Here is a 14,809-nt window from a genome sequence, read left to right on the forward strand (position 1 = left end):
GCGGCGAAGTTGATCTCGCCCATTGCCGCCAACCTCATGATCGACGGGACGGGGTGGTGGTCAGCGCGGGGTGGGTGGGGTGAGTTCGGCGATGAGTTCGTCGTCGTCCATGGCGCCGGTCGGGTGAAAGCCCAGGGAGCCGTAGAGGGTGGCGGCGGCGGTGTTGTCGGGGCGGTAGCTGAGGCGGATCGGTTGTCCGGCCTTGCTGAGCCAGTCGGTGAGGGTCTTCACGGCGGCGCGGCCGATGCCGCGGTCCTGCTCGGCGGCGTCGATGACCATGCCGCCGATCCAGCGGGAGCCGTCGTCGTCCACACCCCACATGACGTGCCCGACCACCGTCTCGTCCGCACAGACGGCGAGCGAGGTCCAGACGTCCGAGCGCATGGTCAGCACCAGGTAGCGGGCCGCCAGCGCCGGCACGAACGCGCGCTGGTCGTCGCGGGGCGCGACGTCGGCCACCGCCCGCCAGTTGTCGTCGCCCACCGGCCGCAGGGTCACCCGGCGGCCGGAGCGGTCACACAGCCCGGAATCGATCATGACGGTCAGCCTAGGTCCGGCCCGCCCACCGGGCCATCGCTTTCGCCGGAGCCGGCCGGTACGCCGAGGTGGCGGTGTGGGACACCGCCACCTCGGCGAGCCGGGCCGGGCCGGGCCGGCGGGAGCGGAGGTCAGCCGCCCGCCGTGGTCGCGGCGGCGTCCAGGTAGGGGCGGGGGTCGCCGGCACCGAGGTCGGTGATCCCGGCGCTGTGCAGGGCGCCGATGGCCAGCGTGCGGCGCACGGCGGCGAAGGTGATCACGTGGCCGATGGTGCCGCCCAGGCTGTGGGTGGTCGGCGGCGTGCAGGTGGTGTCGACGAAGGTGTCCGCCAGGGTGCCGGCGTCGAGCGTCCGGGCCACGAAGGCCCGCCAGTCGCGCCCGGCGACCGCGTGCCGGGCGGCCAGCCCGGACACCGACCGGTCGCTCTCGTCGGGCCACTCGCCGCCGCGCAGCGCCGAGAGCCAGTGCTCCTCCTGGGTGACCATGGCGTTGATCAGCGAGCGGAGCGTCGGCTGCTCGTCGATGGTCTCCACGGACACGGTGACGGGACGGTCGAGCACCTCGTCGTCGAGGGTGCCCGCGCGCTCGATGATCGCGGTGAGGGTCTGGACGTGGTGGTCGACCAGGTGCTGGAGGACGTTCATCGGAGTCTCCTGACGTGTCGCGGGCAGCCGTAGGCCGCCGGGCGGTTGGAAGTGGACGCCGCTGGGGCAGGGCAGCTCCAGCTCGCGGAAGGTCAGCGGCGGGCGGCGCCGGAGCAGGGTGGGTGCGGTGCCGTACGACCGCTGGAAGGCGCGGGTGAACGCCTCGTGCGAGCCGTACCCGGCCTCGACGGCGATGTCGAGGACGGTCCGGTCGCTGGTGATGAGCCGGTGCGCGGCGCGCTCCAGGAGCAGGCGGCGGCGCAGCGCGCCCGGCGGTTCCCCGGTGGCCGCGGCGACCAGCCGGTCGAAGTGGAACCGGGACAGGTGGGCCCGCGCGGCCAGCTCCGCCGGCCCGGTCTCCGGGTCGTCCAGGGCTTCCTGGAGCCAGTCGAGGAGGCCGGTGAGTCCGTCCGTCTGGGTCATGTGCACAGCGTGCACCCGGCCGGGGCGGTGCCGCTTGATCGCCGTTGCGCACCCGCGCCCCGCGGGCAGCCGCCGTCCGGGGTACGGCCGGGCGCGGGTGCGGGGAAGTCAGTCGAGCAGGGCGTCCAGGCCCACGGTGAGGCCCGGCCGGCGGCGCACCTCACGCACCGCCAGCAGCACGCCGGGCATGAACGAGGCCCGGTCGTACGAGTCGTGCCGGATGGTCAGCGTCTCGCCGGTGGTGCCGAAGAGGACCTCCTGGTGGGCGACCAGACCGGTGGCGCGGACGGCGTGGACGCGTACCCCGTCGATGTCGGCGCCGCGGGCGCCGGGCACCTCGTCCCTGGTGGCGTCGGGGGTGGGGCCGAGACCGGCCTCGGCGCGGGCCTGCGCGACGAGCCGGGCCGTGTGGGTGGCGGTGCCGCTGGGCGCGTCGAGCTTGCGGGGGTGGTGCTGCTCGATGATCTCGACCGACTCGAAGTGCCGGGCGGCGCGGGCCGCGAACTGCATCATGAGCACCGCGCCGATGCCGAAGTTGGGGGCGATCACCACGCCGACGCCGGGCTTGCCGGCCAGCCAGCCGCGCACCTGGTCGAGACGCTGCCCGGTGAAGCCGGTGGTGCCGACGACCGCGTGGATGCCCTGGTCGACGCACCAGCGCAGGTTGTCCATGACGACGTCCGGGGTGGTGAAGTCGACGACCACGTCGGCGCCGGAGGCGGCGGAGAGGTCGTCGCCCTGGTCGACGGTGGCCACCAGGTCGAGGTCGCCGGCCGCGTCGACGGCCTTGCAGACCTCCATGCCCATCCGGCCGTGGGCGCCCAGCACGCCGACCCGGACCCGGGTCTTCTCCTGCTCGTCAGTCACGGGGCACAACCTATCCCAATCGGGACGCGGCCACCCCGACGGACCGGCAAGCGGGACGGTCAGCGCGCGGCGAAGGCGGACTCGTCGAACGGGCCCACCACGGCGAGGGACATCGGCCGCGCGAGCAGGTCGGCGGCGAGGCCGTTCACGTCGTCCAGCGTCACCGCGTCGACCCGGGCCAGCAGCTCGTCGACCGGCATGAGGTTGCCGTAGAGCAGCTCGCCCTTGGCCAGCCGGCTCATCCGGGAGCCGGTGTCCTCCAGGCCGAGGACGAAGGAACCCTTGCTCATCCCCTTGCCCCGGGCCAGCTCGCCCTCGGTGATCCCGGTGGCGGCCACCCGCTGGAGCTCGGCGCGGGTCAGGTCCAGCACCTCGTCCACCTTTCCCGGCGCGCAGCCGGCGTAGACGGCGAACAGGCCGCTGTCGGCGTACTGGCTGGCGTAGGAGTAGACCGAGTAGGCCAGGCCGCGCTGCTCGCGGATCTCCTGGAACAGCCGGCTGGACATGCCGCCGCCGAGCACGTTGTTGAGCACCCCGAGGGCGAAGCGCCGCTCGTCGGTGCGGTCGATGCCGGGGCAGCCGAGGATGACGTGCGCCTGCTCGGTCTCCTTCGGCTCGACCAGGTTCGCGGCCGGCCTGGTGCGTACCGCCGGGGTGGCCGGCCGGTGCGCGGCCGGTGCGGCCGGGTCGGTGTCCAGCGGAGTGCCGCGCAGCGCCTGCCGGACCAGCTTGACCACGGCGGCGTGATCGAGGTTGCCGGCGGCGGCGATGACGATCTGCGGCGCCGTGTAGCGGCGGCGGTAGAAGCTCTGGATCTGCCGCCGGGTCATCGGCGTGACCGTCTCCTCCGTGCCGGAGATGAGCCGGCCGAGGGGGTGGTCGCCGTAGACCGCGCGGGCGAACAGGTCGTGCACCTCGTCGCCGGGCTCGTCGTCGTGCATGGCGATCTCTTCGAGGATCACCCCGCGTTCGGTCTCCACGTCGGGGGCAGCCAGCACCGAGTCGGCGACCAGGTCGCACATGACGTCGATGGCCAGCGGCAGGTCCTCGTCCAGCACGCGGGCGTAGTAGCAGGTGTATTCCTTCGTGGTGAAGGCGTTGGTCTCGCCGCCCACCGCCTCGATCTCCGAGGAGATCTCCAGCGCGCTGCGCTTGTTGGTGCCCTTGAAGAGCAGGTGCTCCAGGAAGTGTGCGGCGCCGGCCTGCGGCCCGGTCTCGTCGCGGGAGCCCACCGCCACCCAGATGCCGAACGAGACGCTGCGCATCGCCGGGATCGCCTCGGTGAGCACGCGCAGGCCGCTGGGGAGCACGGTACGGCGGACGGTGCCGCCCAGCGGGTCGTCGCTGAGGGTGCGGGTGATCGCCCGGGCGGCTCCGCCAGCGGGGCGCGCGACCTCGGACGACGTCACCCCCCGTCGAGCCGCCGGGGAGGACGAACGCCGGGTCCGACTCACGAGGAACCTGCTCTCAGTTCGACGAGGGGTGGGTGGTGCGGTGGTGACGAACGGGGCCGGCCGGACGCTCGCCGCCCTCGGCCTCGGCCGGCGCCTCGGCACCCTCCGGACGGATCTTGTCCAGGTAGATCTTCCCGCGGGCGTCGATGTCCGCGATCTCCACCTCGACCCGGTCGCCGACGTTGAGGAAGTCCTCGACCTTCTCGACCCGCTTGCCGTCGCCCACCTTGGAGATGTGCAGCAGGCCGTCGCGGCCCGGGAGCAGCGAGATGAAGGCGCCGAACGCTGCGGTCTTCACCACGGTGCCCAGGAACCGCTCGCCCACCTTCGGCAGGGTCGGGTTGGCGATGCCGTTGATCCGGTCCACCGCGGCCTGGGCGGACGGGCCGTTGGTCGCGCCGACGTAGATGGTGCCGTCGTCCTCGATGGAGATCTCGGCGCCGGTCTCGTCCTGGATGGCGTTGATGGTCTGGCCCTTCGGGCCGATCACCATGCCGATCTTGTCGACCGGGATCTTCACCGTGGTGACCCGCGGCGCGTACTCCGACATCTCGGCCGGCGCCTCGATGGCCCGCTTCATCACGTCGAGGATGGTCTGCCGGGCCTCGTTCGCCTGCTGCAGCGCGGCGGCCAGCACGTCCGACGGGATGCCGTCGAGCTTGGTGTCGAGCTGCAGCGCGGTGACGAATTCCGGCGTGCCGGCGACCTTGAAGTCCATGTCGCCGAACGCGTCCTCGGCGCCGAGGATGTCGGTCAGCGTCACGTACTGGGTCTTGCCGTCCACCTCGTCGGAGATGAGGCCCATGGCGATGCCGGCGACCGGCGCCTTCAGCGGCACACCGGCCGAGAGCAGGCCCAGCGTCGAGGCGCAGACCGAGCCCATCGAGGTGGAGCCGTTGGAGCCGAGCGCCTCGGAGACCTGCCGGATGGCGTACGGGAACTCCTCGCGCGACGGCAGCACCGGGATCAGCGCCCGCTCGGCCAGCGCGCCGTGGCCGATCTCGCGCCGCTTCGGCGAGCCGACCCGGCCGGTCTCACCGGTCGAGTACGGCGGGAAGTTGTAGTTGTGCATGTAGCGCTTGCGGTTCTCCGGGGACAGCGTGTCCACCATCTGCTCCATGCGCAGCATGTTCAGCGTGGTGACGCCCAGGATCTGGGTCTCGCCCCGCTCGAACAGCGCCGAGCCGTGCACCCGCGGCAGCACGCCGACCTCGGCGGTCAGCGGGCGGATGTCCCGCGGGCCGCGGCCGTCGATGCGGACCTGCTCGCGCAGCACCCGGTTGCGGACCTCGGACTTGGTCAGCGACCGGAAGGCGGCGGAGAGCTCCTTCTCGCGGCCCTCGAACCGGCTGCCGAGCTCCTCGGCGACCTTGGCCTTGACCCGGTCCAGGGCCTCCTCGCGGTCCGCCTTGCCGGCGATCTTGAGGGCCTCGGCGACCTCGGCGCGGGCCAGGTCGGCCACCGCCTGATAGACGTCGTCCTGGTAGTCCAGGAACACCGGGAACTCGGCGACCGGCTTGGCGGCCACCTCGGCCAGCTCGCTCTGCGCGCGGCACAGCTCGCGGATCGCCGGCTTGGCGGCCTCCAGGCCGCTGGCCACGATCTCCTCGGTCGGGGCGGTGGCGCCGCCCGCGATCAGGGCCACGGCGTGCGGCGTCGCCTCGGCCTCGACCATCATGATCGCGACGTCGCCGTCGGCCAGCGCCCGGCCGGCCACGACCATGTCGAAGGTGGCCCGGGCCAGCTCCTCCAGGGTCGGGAAGGCGACCCACTGGCCGTCGACGTGCGCGACCCGGGTCGCGCCGATCGGGCCGGAGAACGGCAGTCCGGAGAGCTTGGTCGACATCGAGGCGGCGTTGATCGCCACCACGTCGTACGGGTGCTGCGGGTCGAGGGCCAGCACGGTCTCGACGACCTGGACCTCGTTGCGCAGGCCCTTGACGAACGACGGGCGCAGCGGCCGGTCGATCAGCCGGCAGGTGAGGATGGCGTCCTCACTGGGCCGGCCCTCGCGGCGGAAGAACGAGCCGGGGATCCGGCCCGCGGCGTACATCCGCTCCTCGACGTCGACGGTCAGCGGAAAGAAGTCGAACTGCTCCCGGGGCTGCTTGCCGGCGGTGGTGGCGGAGAGGACGACCGTCTCGCCGAGCTGGGCGATGACGGAGCCGGCGGCCTGACGGGCCAGCCGGCCGGTGGAGAAGGTGATCTCGCGGGTGCCGAAGGACCCGTTGTCGATCACGGCGGTGCGGGATTCGGTGCCGAGGTTGGTCTCGGTCATGTGCTGTGGTGCTCCTTCGCGTCGTCGGCCCACGACACGGGGAACTGCTCAGGCGGCCGGTCTTCGATCGAAGCGCCCGGGTGGCCGGCATGATGCCGGGGTGCCCGGGGGCCACTACCGGAGACCGGTGCGCTGACCGGTTCCCTCTCGGTCGGTCGCGTGGCCGGGTTCTTCTGGTGGTACCGGAACGGGGGAGCGGCCGCGTGGCCACTCCCCCGTCACGTCATCGGCGCAGGCCGAGCCGCTCGATGAGCGACCGGTAGCGGTTGATGTCCTTCTTCTGGACGTAGTTGAGCAGCCGGCGGCGACGGCCGACCAGCAGCAGCAGCCCGCGGCGGCTGTGGTGGTCGTGCTTGTGCACCTTCAGGTGCTCGGTGAGCTCGGCGATCCGCTTGGTGAGGACCGCGACCTGCACCTCCGGCGAACCGGTGTCGCCCTCGGCGGTCGCGTACTCCGAGCGGATCTTGGCCTTGGCTTCCTGGTCGAGCGCCATGTTCTCCCTGTTTCGTGGAACGGTAGATGAGGTCCGGATCGGTCGGAGTGACCGGGAAACGGACCGGTTCCTCGCACCCGCGGCGTCGTGCAGGCACGCGAGGCCCCACGTCGGTCAGCCGACGTCCCCGCCAGCCTACCAGCCCGAGCGGGAACCGCCCGGTGAAGGGCCGCGAAGCGGCCGGTCGGCGCGCTCAGCCGACCGCCCGGCGGGTCCGCTCCACGTCCTCGGCCATCTGGGCCACCAACGGCTCGATCGCGTCATACCTCCGTTGTTCCCGCAGGTGCGCCACGAAGTCCAGGGCCAGCCGCTCGCCGTAGAGGTCGCCGCTGAAGTCCAGCGCGTACGCCTCCACCCGGCGCTCCCGGCCGGAGAAGGTCGGGTTGGTGCCGATGGAGACCGCCGCCGCGAGGGGCTCCCCGCCCCGGCGGACCAGCCGGGCGGCATACACCCCGTCGGCGGGGATGGCCGCGTACCGGTGGGTCAGCAGGTTGGCCGTCGGGTAACCCAGCTCACGCCCGCGCTGGTCACCACGGACCACCACGCCCTCGACCCGGTGCGGACGCCCCAGCGCGGCGGCCGCCGCGGCCACGTCGCCCGCGTCGACGCAGGAGCGGATGTACGTGGAGGAGAACACCGTGCCCGCCTCGGCGACCAGCGGGGCGCCCTCCACCCCGAAGCCGAAGGTGCGGCCCAGCCGCTCCAGCAGCGCCACGTCCCCGGCCGCCCGGTGCCCGAACCGGAAGTTGTCGCCCACCACCACGAGCGCGGCGTGCAGGTGCTCGACCAGGACGTCGTGCACGAACGCCTCGGCCGGCAGCCGGGAGAACTCCGGGGTGAACGGCACCACGCAGAGCACGTCGACGCCGAGCGCCTCGATCAACTCGGCCTTGCGGGCCGGCTCGGTGAGCACGGCGGGGTGCGAGCCGGGGCGCACCACCTCGGCCGGGTGCGGATCGAAGGTCACCACGACCGACTTGACGCCCAGCTCGCGGGCGCGCGCCACGGCGTGGCCGATGGTGGCCTGGTGGCCCTTGTGCACGCCGTCGAAGACGCCGATGGTGACCACCGAACGTCCCCAGCCGCCGGGCGCCGCCTCGTACCCCCGCCACCGCTGCATGCCGCTCCTCCCCTGTCCGCCCGCGCCGTCAGGCGGGGGCCAGCACGATCTCCGCGCGGGCCCGCCCGTCCCGCTCGCTGACGATAGCGATCAACCCGCCGTCCGGGCCGAAGACCGCGTACGGTCCCGCGATGCCCGCCGGGTCCAGCGGCCCGCCGTGGGAGAGCACCCGGGCCTCCTCGGGCGTGGCGTCCCGGCGCGGGAAGAACCGGCCGGCGGCCGCGTCCAACGGCAGGTTCACCACGTCCGGCGCGCGCTGCTCCAGCGCGTCGAGGGTGGCCGCCTCGGCCAGGGTGAACCCGCCGACCGCGGTGCGGCGCAGCGCGGTGAGGTGGCCGCCGACCCCGAGCGCCAGGCCCGCGTCCCGGGCGATGGCCCGGATGTACGTCCCGGAGGAGCAGGTGACGTCGACGTCGACGTCCACCACGTCCGGGGCGGCCCGGCGGATCGCCAGCACGTCCAGCCGGGAGATGGTCACCCGGCGGGCCGGCAGTTCGACGCTCTCCCCCTCGCGCACCCGCTTGTACGCCCGCTGTCCGTCGATCTTGATGGCGCTGACCGCGCTGGGCACCTGGTCGACCTCGCCGGTGAGCGCGGCGAGCGCGGCGCGGACCGCCTCGTCGGTCACGGTGCCGGCCGGGGTGGTGGCGATCACGTCGCCCTCCGCGTCGTCGGTGACCGTCGCCTGGCCGAGCCGGATCGTCGCGGTGTAGCTCTTGCCGGCGCCGATCACGTAGGTGAGCAGGCGGGTGGCCCGGCCCACGCCGATGACCAGCACGCCGGTCGCCATCGGGTCCAGCGTGCCGCCGTGCCCCACGCGCCGGGTCCGGGCCAGCCGCCGGATCCGGGCGACCACGTCGTGGGACGTCATGCCGCCGGGCTTGTCGACCACGATCAGACCGTCTGCGCTCACGACGGCCAAGCCTGCCAGACGGCGGTGATCGGCCCTGCGGGGGATACCGCATCGATCGAGCCGGGTGTCAAGATCATGCGCCCCCTGCACCCCCCTCCTGCCCGGGAAGCATGATGAGCAGCGACGACTTCACCCCCGAGCCACCGCGGCTCGACCGCCCCTCCGGGGGCGGCCCCGAGGAGATCCCGGACTGGGTACGTCAACTGGAGCGGGAGATCCGGCTCGGACCGGCCGCCCGGCTGCGCATCTGGTTCGGCCGGCACGCCCGCGGCCTGCGCCTCGGTGTCGGCGCCGTGCTGGTGCTCGCGCTGCTGGCGTACCTCGGCGCGGCCGGCTACCGCTATGTCCAGCGCCCGGCCGACCCGCCCCGCGCGTACCCGACGGTGAGCCCGCCCGCCGGCATCCAGGCGACCACCGCGGCGTCACCGCCCCCGGCCGCCGGCCCCTTCGACGGCACCCCCGCGAGCACCTTCCCGGAGGGCGCGGCCGGGATCACGCTGCCCGCGGCGAAGGCGACCGGCGGCTTCACCGCCAAGCAGGTGTCCGCCGCGCTCACGAAGATCCGGACCGCCCTGGTGACCGCCCGGCTCGACCGCACCTTCATGACCGCGAAGGACCGGGAGCGGCTGGTGCGCCAGTTCGCCCCGGCCGACCGCCAGCACGTCCGCGACGAACTCAGCGACGCGGAATTCGTCAGCCTGGCCACTCGGCTCGCGCCCGGTGCCCGGCTGCTGCCCGACCAGCCCCGGGTGAAGGGCCGGGTCACCTACCGGGCGACCCGGGACGACCAGGGGATCCGGGTGCTCCGGGTCACCACCAACTTCGTCTGGGCGTACGCCTTTCAAGGTCCGCGAGTCGTGCCCGGCGACGAGGTGGTGGTCGTGCACGACACCCTGGTGTGGGAGATGCCCCACCCGGACGACGTCCGGTCCCGGGACAACGGTCTCTGGGTCACGGACATCCGCTCGTATGTCGCGAACGTCGACTGCGCCGCCATCCACAAGGGGCTTCTCGACGTGGGCAAGGGTGGCGACGGGAAGCCGGTCGCCTCCCCCACGCCGGACGCCGACTCCCTGTACGACCCCGACCGCTCGCTGGACATCCCGGACACCTGCTGACCCGGCACGTCCGGCTGCGCCCCGCCCATCCCCCACCTCCACGAACCGCTGGGAACCGCGATGACCTACCCCCCGACCCCCGAGCCCCGCCGCCCCGACCAGCCGTACCCGCCCGCCGACGGGCTGGGGACCGTCCCGGACTGGCTCCGCCAGCCGGACGTGGCGGTCGAGCCGGCCCGCTCGGACCGGTGGCGCATCTGGCTGAGCCACCACTCGGGCAAGGTGATCGGCGGCGTGGCGGCGCTGCTGGTGCTCGCCTTCTTCGGGCTGGTCGCCACGGGCGGCTACCTGGGCGTCAAGCGCTGGGCGACGACGCCGACGGCGTACCCGACGATCAGCCAGCCGGTCGGCGAGCAGGCCGTCTCGTCGGCGTCACCACCCCCGGCGGCCGGCGCCTTCGACGGCACGCCGGCCGCCGACTTCCCCGAGGGGGCGGCCGGGATCGCCCTGCCCGCCGCGAAGCGGACCGGGCCGTTCACGGAGAAGCAGGTGGCCGGCGCGCTGACCAAGGTCCGCAAGGCACTGGTTACCAGCCGGCTGGACCGGACGTTCATCACCTCCAAGGATCCGGACCGGCTGCTGCGGCAGTTCGCCCCCGACGCGCGGGCCGACCTGCGAGAGGACTTCGCCTCCGACGCCTTCGCCACCTACGCCACCCGGCTGGCGCCCGGCGCGCGGATCACCACGGACCAGCCGCGGGTGAAGGGGCGGATCAGCTACCGGGCCACGAAGGACGCCCAGGGCATCCGCATCCTGGAGATCACCAGCAACTTCGTCTGGGCGTACGCCTTCCGGACCAGCGGCGGGCTGCCCGGCGACGGGGTGGTCGTGGTGCACGACACCGTGGTCTGGAGCGTGCCGCACCCCGGCGACGTGCGGAGCGGCTCCAACGGGCTCTGGATCGAGAAGGCCGACTCGTACGGCTCCAACATCGACTGCGCCGCGTTCGACAAGGGACTGCTCGACGTGGGCAGCCCCACCTACGGCGGCCCGGAGGACCCGGACCCGGACGCCGTCTTCGACCCGGACCGCACCCTCGACGTCCCGGACACCTGCTGAGTCGACCCCCGGGCACGGGGTCGCGGCGTCGACCCCGTGCCGGCAGACTGCCGCCACCCTCGTCACCCCCACCGCCAAGGAGCCCCGGATGAGCACCACCCCGCCGTCGCACGAGCACCGTCCACGGGTCGACCTGCCCGAGTGGATGCGGAACCCGGAGCCACCGCGACGCACCGTTGGCCGCCGCCTCTCGGACTTCGTCGACGGCGTGCCGCCGCTGGCCGCGGCACGCCGCCGGCTCTGGGCGTGGCGGGACCGCACCCGGTTCAGCGAGCGCCACCCCGCACTGTCCGCGATCGTGTCCTTCGTGGTGGTGGCCGTGGTGGCCACCGCGCTGGTGGTCGGCACGCTCTACCTGTTCAACAAGATCACGAACCACGAGATCTGACGCGGCCGGTCCCGGTGCGACGTTCAGCCGCCACCTCTCCGTACGCCTCGGGATGCCCGATGACCACCGAAGACGAGACCACCCCACCGGCGGATCCGGACCGGTACGAGGTCGCCACCCGCGGTGAGGCCATCCAGCTGCCCAGCTGGATGACCGGCGAGGACGCGGCGACGCCGCTCACCCGCGGGGAGCGCATCCGGCTCGTGTGGTCCCGGGAGCGCGGCAAGCGCCACGTCGCCTACGTCGCGTTGCTCGCGCTGGCACTCCTCGGCGCCACGGCCGCACTCGGTCACGTCGCGGTCGACCGGATCCGGGCCGGCACCGCCCAGCCGACGGCCTCTCCCACGCCGTCTCCGGTGCCGCTGACCCGGGTCGGCGAGCCGCGGGATCTCTTCGCCGGGAGCGCCGCGGCGGACTTCGCTGTCGGCGAGGAAGCGATCATGCTGCCCCGGGCCGCCGCCACTGGACCGTTCACCGCCGCGGAGGTGGCCGCGGCCCTGACCCAGGTCCGCAAGGCCGTGACGGCGGCCCGCCTCGATCTGGCCATGCTCGTCGGCGACCCGGAGCCGTTCCTGGCCCTCCTCGCGCCGGACGCCGGTAGGGAGCTGGCGCGCGACTTCGACGGCGACGCCTTCCTGAACTACGCCACCCGGATCGGCTCCCGTGGCGAGGCCGAGGAGGTCAGGGCCCGGGGGACGATCCGCTACCGGGCCACCAGAAACGAGAACGGCGTCCCGGTGCTGGAGATCACCACCGCATACGTCTGGGTGTACGCGTTCGACGTGCCGCGCACCACGCCCGGCCAGGCTGGTCTGGCGGCGATCCGCGACGAGGTCGTCTGGCACGTCCCCCGGTCGGACGGGCTGCCCGCCGCGCAGCGCGGGCTCTGGCTGGTGTCGGCGCAGGCGAGCACCAGCAACGTCGAGTGCTCCCGCCTCGCGGAGGGCTTCCTCACGGTCTACCCGTGGATGGGCGGGCCGGGCTCGTTCAAGCCCTGCTGAGGGAGCCGAGGGCTACCGCGTCGGCCGACAAGGTGGGACACTCGGTGACATCTCGCCCACTCTTGACCGGGGGCCGCGATGACCGAGGATCGGCCGGACTCCGCACCACCGCGCCACCCCGCCTCCGGGCCCGGCCACCGGCCCGGCCCGCCGGCGGCGCCGGAGTGGCAGCGCTGGTCGTCACCCGGCGCGGGTGATCCGGGCCGCGGTGGCGGGCTGCGGGGCTGGCGCAGCCGGCACCCCGGCTGGCTGCTGACCGGCGCGACGGCGCTGCTGACGCTCGCCTTCGTCGGCGTGGTCGGCGGGGCCATCCTGGTGTCGATGCCGTCCGCGGGTGGGCGGCCGGTGGTGTACCCGACGTTCGGCCCGCCGGCCGCCACGTCCGCCGCACCGGCCGCCACGTCCGCCGCACCAGCCCGGCCGTCCGGGCCCTTCGACGGCACCCCGGCCGCCGGGTTCGCGCAGGGACAGGCCGGGATCGTCCTGCCGCCGGCGAAGCGGACCGGCCCGTTCACCGAGAAGCAGGTGGCGGCCGCGCTGGCGAAGGTCCGGACCGTCCTGGTGACGGCGCGGCTGGACCGCCGGTTCATGACCACGGACGACCCGGACCCGCTGATCCGGCAGTTCGCCCCCGACGCGCGCGCCGGCCTGCGCACGAGCTTCGCGTCCGACACCTTCGCCGCGTACGCCACCCGGCTGGCGCCCGGCGCCCGGCTCACCGCCGAGCAGCCCAGGGTGAAGGGCCGGATCAGCTACCGGGCCACCACGGACGCCGACGGCGTCCGGATCCTGGCGGTGACCACCAACTTCGTCTGGGCGTACGCCTTCCAGACCAGCGGCACGTCGCCGGGCGGCGGGCTGGTCGCCGTGCACGACACCGTGGTCTGGAGCATGCCGCATCCCGACGACGTCAAGCGCGGCTCGGAGGGGCTGTGGGTCGAGGACGCGAACTCGTACACCGCCAACGTCGACTGCGCGGCCTTCGACAAGGGACTGCTCGGCCCGGGCACGCGCGGCTTCGGCGGACCGGACGGCCCGGACCCGGACGCGGTCTTCGACCCCGCCGCGACACTGGACCTCCCGGACACCTGCTGAGCCGGTCGCCCCGGGGCCGCCTTGGCAGGGCCGCGATGACCCGGAGGCGGGCGGTGGCGGTCAGCGGACCGCGCCGACCACCGCCCAGCCGCCGGAACGCAGCCGCAGCAGCAGGGCGACCAGCCGGAGCACCACGAACAGGGTCAGCCCCGCCCAGATGCCGCCCAGCCCGAGGTCGAGCCCGTAGGCCAGCCAGATGGCCGGCAGGAAGCCGCCCAACGCCGCCACGATGGTCAGGTTGCGCAGGTAGCGCACGTCCCCCGCGCCGATCAGCACGCCGTCCAGCGCGAACACCACGCCGCCGATCGGCTGGAGCGCCACGAACCAGGGCCAGGCGACCATGGCCTGCTCGCGTACCTGCGGATCGGAGCTGAACCACGACGGCACCAGGCCGGCGCCCGCGGCGATGAGCACCGCGAACGCCACGCCGCAGAGCCCGCCGAGCAGGGCGATCCGCCGGGCGAGGGCGCGGGCCGCCACGGCGTCGCCGGAGCCGAGCGCCGCGCCGATCAGGGACTGCGCGGCGATCGCCAGGGCGTCCAGCACCAGGGCGGTGAAGAACCAGAGCTGCACGGCGATCTGGTGCGCGCCGACCGCGGCGGCCCCGAACCGTGCGGCCACGGCGGTCGCGGACAGGAAGCTGGCCTGGAAGGCGACGCCCCGGATGAGCAGGTCCCGGCTGAGCGCCAGCTGCTGGCCGATCAGCCGGGGCCGGGGGTGCAGCGGGACCCGCTCGCGGACCAGGGCCGCCGCGAAGAGGCCGCCGGAGATGGTCTGCGCCACCGCGTTCGCCACGGCCGAACCGGCCAGGCCGAGCCCGGCCGGGTAGACCAGCAGCGGGCAGAGCAGCGCGGAGAGCAGGTTCGGGCCGAGCACGAAGAGCAGCGGCCGGCGGGTGTCCTGGATGCCGCGCAGCCAACCGTTGCCGGCCGCCGCCAGCAGCAGGCCGGGGGCGCCGAGCGCCGCGATCCGCAGCCAGGTCGCGGCGGCGTCGGCCACGTCGCCGGGGCCACCGGCGAGGGTACGCGCCAACCACCCGCCGCCGACCTGCATGGCGAGCGCCACCAGCACCCCGACGCCCAGGGCGAGCCAGGACGCCTGCACGCCCTCGGCCACCGCTGCGGCCCGGTCCCCCGCGCCGAACCGCCGGGCTGAGCGCCCCGTGGTGCCGTACGCCACGACGGTGCCCAGCCAGGCGGTCAGCGTCAGCACGGTGCCGCCGATGGCGAGCGCGGCGAGCGGAACGCGGCCCAGGTGCCCGACCACGGCCGTGTCGACCAGCACGTAGAGCGGCTCGGCCGCGAGCACCACGAGGGCCGGCAGGGCGAGCGCGGCGATCCGCCGGGCCGTGGCGGACGGGACGGCGGGCACGACTGTCTGACTCATCGCCGCCGATCCTGGCACGCGCCCCGTAAGGCC

Annotated in this window: 13 protein-coding genes and 1 pseudogene; 5 read left to right on the top strand and 9 right to left on the bottom strand. The window is 74.0% G+C overall.

All coding sequences use genetic code 11. The features are described 5' to 3' along the window. Nucleotides 1-60: 60 nt before the first annotated feature. From NFX44_RS31655 to truB, 8 genes and pseudogenes are all read right to left on the bottom strand, one after another. Nucleotides 61-537 (bottom strand): GNAT family N-acetyltransferase, encoded by a 477-nt coding sequence (locus NFX44_RS31655; RefSeq protein WP_262287271.1) that lies wholly within the window; start codon nt 535-537, stop codon nt 61-63. Between the two features lie 131 nt (nt 538-668). Further along, nucleotides 669-1,604, bottom strand: a complete 936-nt coding sequence (locus NFX44_RS31660) for a helix-turn-helix domain-containing protein (RefSeq protein ID WP_262287272.1) — start codon at nt 1,602-1,604, stop codon at nt 669-671. A 108-nt stretch (nt 1,605-1,712) separates the two neighbouring features. Further along, complete coding sequence (gene dapB, locus NFX44_RS31665; RefSeq protein ID WP_262287273.1) at nt 1,713-2,471, bottom strand: 4-hydroxy-tetrahydrodipicolinate reductase; 759 nt, start codon at nt 2,469-2,471, stop codon at nt 1,713-1,715. A gap of 59 nt (nt 2,472-2,530) precedes the next feature. After that, on the bottom strand, nt 2,531-3,880 hold the full coding sequence (locus tag NFX44_RS31670) for a pitrilysin family protein (RefSeq protein WP_262287274.1): 1,350 nt from the start codon (nt 3,878-3,880) through the stop codon (nt 2,531-2,533). Between the two features lie 100 nt (nt 3,881-3,980). Next, a pseudogene (locus tag NFX44_RS31675) lies at nt 3,981-6,203 on the bottom strand (polyribonucleotide nucleotidyltransferase); the annotation flags it as partial. Nucleotides 6,204-6,426: 223 nt separating this feature from the next. After that, nucleotides 6,427-6,696, bottom strand: coding sequence for a 30S ribosomal protein S15 (gene rpsO, locus NFX44_RS31680; protein WP_067302624.1), 270 nt, complete (start codon nt 6,694-6,696; stop codon nt 6,427-6,429). A gap of 193 nt (nt 6,697-6,889) precedes the next feature. Beyond that, a complete protein-coding gene (locus NFX44_RS31685; RefSeq protein ID WP_262287275.1) occupies nt 6,890-7,816 on the bottom strand; it encodes a bifunctional riboflavin kinase/FAD synthetase in 927 nt (308 codons plus the stop codon). Between the two features lie 28 nt (nt 7,817-7,844). Continuing rightward, nucleotides 7,845-8,729 (bottom strand): tRNA pseudouridine(55) synthase TruB, encoded by an 885-nt coding sequence (gene truB / locus NFX44_RS31690; protein ID WP_262287276.1) that lies wholly within the window; start codon nt 8,727-8,729, stop codon nt 7,845-7,847. 113 nt (nt 8,730-8,842) lie between these two features. Here truB and NFX44_RS31695 point away from each other — a divergent pair, with 113 nt between their 5' ends. The 5 genes from NFX44_RS31695 (at nt 8,843) to NFX44_RS31715 (ending at nt 13,390) form a co-directional block, all read left to right on the top strand. Next, nucleotides 8,843-9,847: a hypothetical protein gene (locus tag NFX44_RS31695; RefSeq protein ID WP_262287277.1), complete on the top strand. Its 1,005-nt coding sequence runs from the start codon at nt 8,843-8,845 to the stop codon at nt 9,845-9,847. Between the two features lie 60 nt (nt 9,848-9,907). Next, the gene (locus tag NFX44_RS31700; RefSeq protein ID WP_262287278.1) at nt 9,908-10,906 is read left to right on the top strand and encodes a hypothetical protein; all 999 of its coding nucleotides are present in this window, start codon (nt 9,908-9,910) and stop codon (nt 10,904-10,906) included. An 88-nt stretch (nt 10,907-10,994) separates the two neighbouring features. Further along, a complete protein-coding gene (locus tag NFX44_RS31705; RefSeq protein WP_262287279.1) occupies nt 10,995-11,294 on the top strand; it encodes a hypothetical protein in 300 nt (99 codons plus the stop codon). A 59-nt stretch (nt 11,295-11,353) separates the two neighbouring features. Next, nucleotides 11,354-12,295, top strand: coding sequence for a hypothetical protein (locus tag NFX44_RS31710; RefSeq protein WP_262287280.1), 942 nt, complete (start codon nt 11,354-11,356; stop codon nt 12,293-12,295). Between the two features lie 78 nt (nt 12,296-12,373). Continuing rightward, on the top strand, nt 12,374-13,390 hold the full coding sequence (locus NFX44_RS31715) for a hypothetical protein (RefSeq protein ID WP_262287281.1): 1,017 nt from the start codon (nt 12,374-12,376) through the stop codon (nt 13,388-13,390). Between the two features lie 60 nt (nt 13,391-13,450). On the opposite strand, the gene NFX44_RS31720 is transcribed toward NFX44_RS31715, so the two are convergent. After that, complete coding sequence (locus tag NFX44_RS31720; RefSeq protein WP_262287282.1) at nt 13,451-14,776, bottom strand: MATE family efflux transporter; 1,326 nt, start codon at nt 14,774-14,776, stop codon at nt 13,451-13,453. Nucleotides 14,777-14,809: the final 33 nt, after the last annotated feature.

Source organism: Micromonospora sp. MA102 (assembly GCF_025460765.1).
GTDB classification, from domain to species: domain Bacteria; phylum Actinomycetota; class Actinomycetes; order Mycobacteriales; family Micromonosporaceae; genus Micromonospora; species Micromonospora halotolerans.

Bases quoted from the DNA above. Each gene is read 5' to 3' on its own strand.
- NFX44_RS31655 (WP_262287271.1), bottom strand. From the start codon at position 537: ATGATCGATTCCGGGCTGTGTGACCGCTCCGGCCGCCGGGTGACCCTG.
- NFX44_RS31660 (WP_262287272.1), bottom strand. From the start codon at position 1,604: ATGACCCAGACGGACGGACTCACCGGCCTCCTCGACTGGCTCCAGGAA.
- rpsO (WP_067302624.1), bottom strand. From the start codon at position 6,696: ATGGCGCTCGACCAGGAAGCCAAGGCCAAGATCCGCTCGGAGTACGCG.
- NFX44_RS31685 (WP_262287275.1), bottom strand. From the start codon at position 7,816: ATGCAGCGGTGGCGGGGGTACGAGGCGGCGCCCGGCGGCTGGGGACGT.
- NFX44_RS31695 (WP_262287277.1), top strand. From the start codon at position 8,843: ATGAGCAGCGACGACTTCACCCCCGAGCCACCGCGGCTCGACCGCCCC.
- NFX44_RS31700 (WP_262287278.1), top strand. From the start codon at position 9,908: ATGACCTACCCCCCGACCCCCGAGCCCCGCCGCCCCGACCAGCCGTAC.
- NFX44_RS31705 (WP_262287279.1), top strand. From the start codon at position 10,995: ATGAGCACCACCCCGCCGTCGCACGAGCACCGTCCACGGGTCGACCTG.
- NFX44_RS31710 (WP_262287280.1), top strand. From the start codon at position 11,354: ATGACCACCGAAGACGAGACCACCCCACCGGCGGATCCGGACCGGTAC.
- NFX44_RS31715 (WP_262287281.1), top strand. From the start codon at position 12,374: ATGACCGAGGATCGGCCGGACTCCGCACCACCGCGCCACCCCGCCTCC.
- NFX44_RS31720 (WP_262287282.1), bottom strand. From the start codon at position 14,776: ATGAGTCAGACAGTCGTGCCCGCCGTCCCGTCCGCCACGGCCCGGCGG.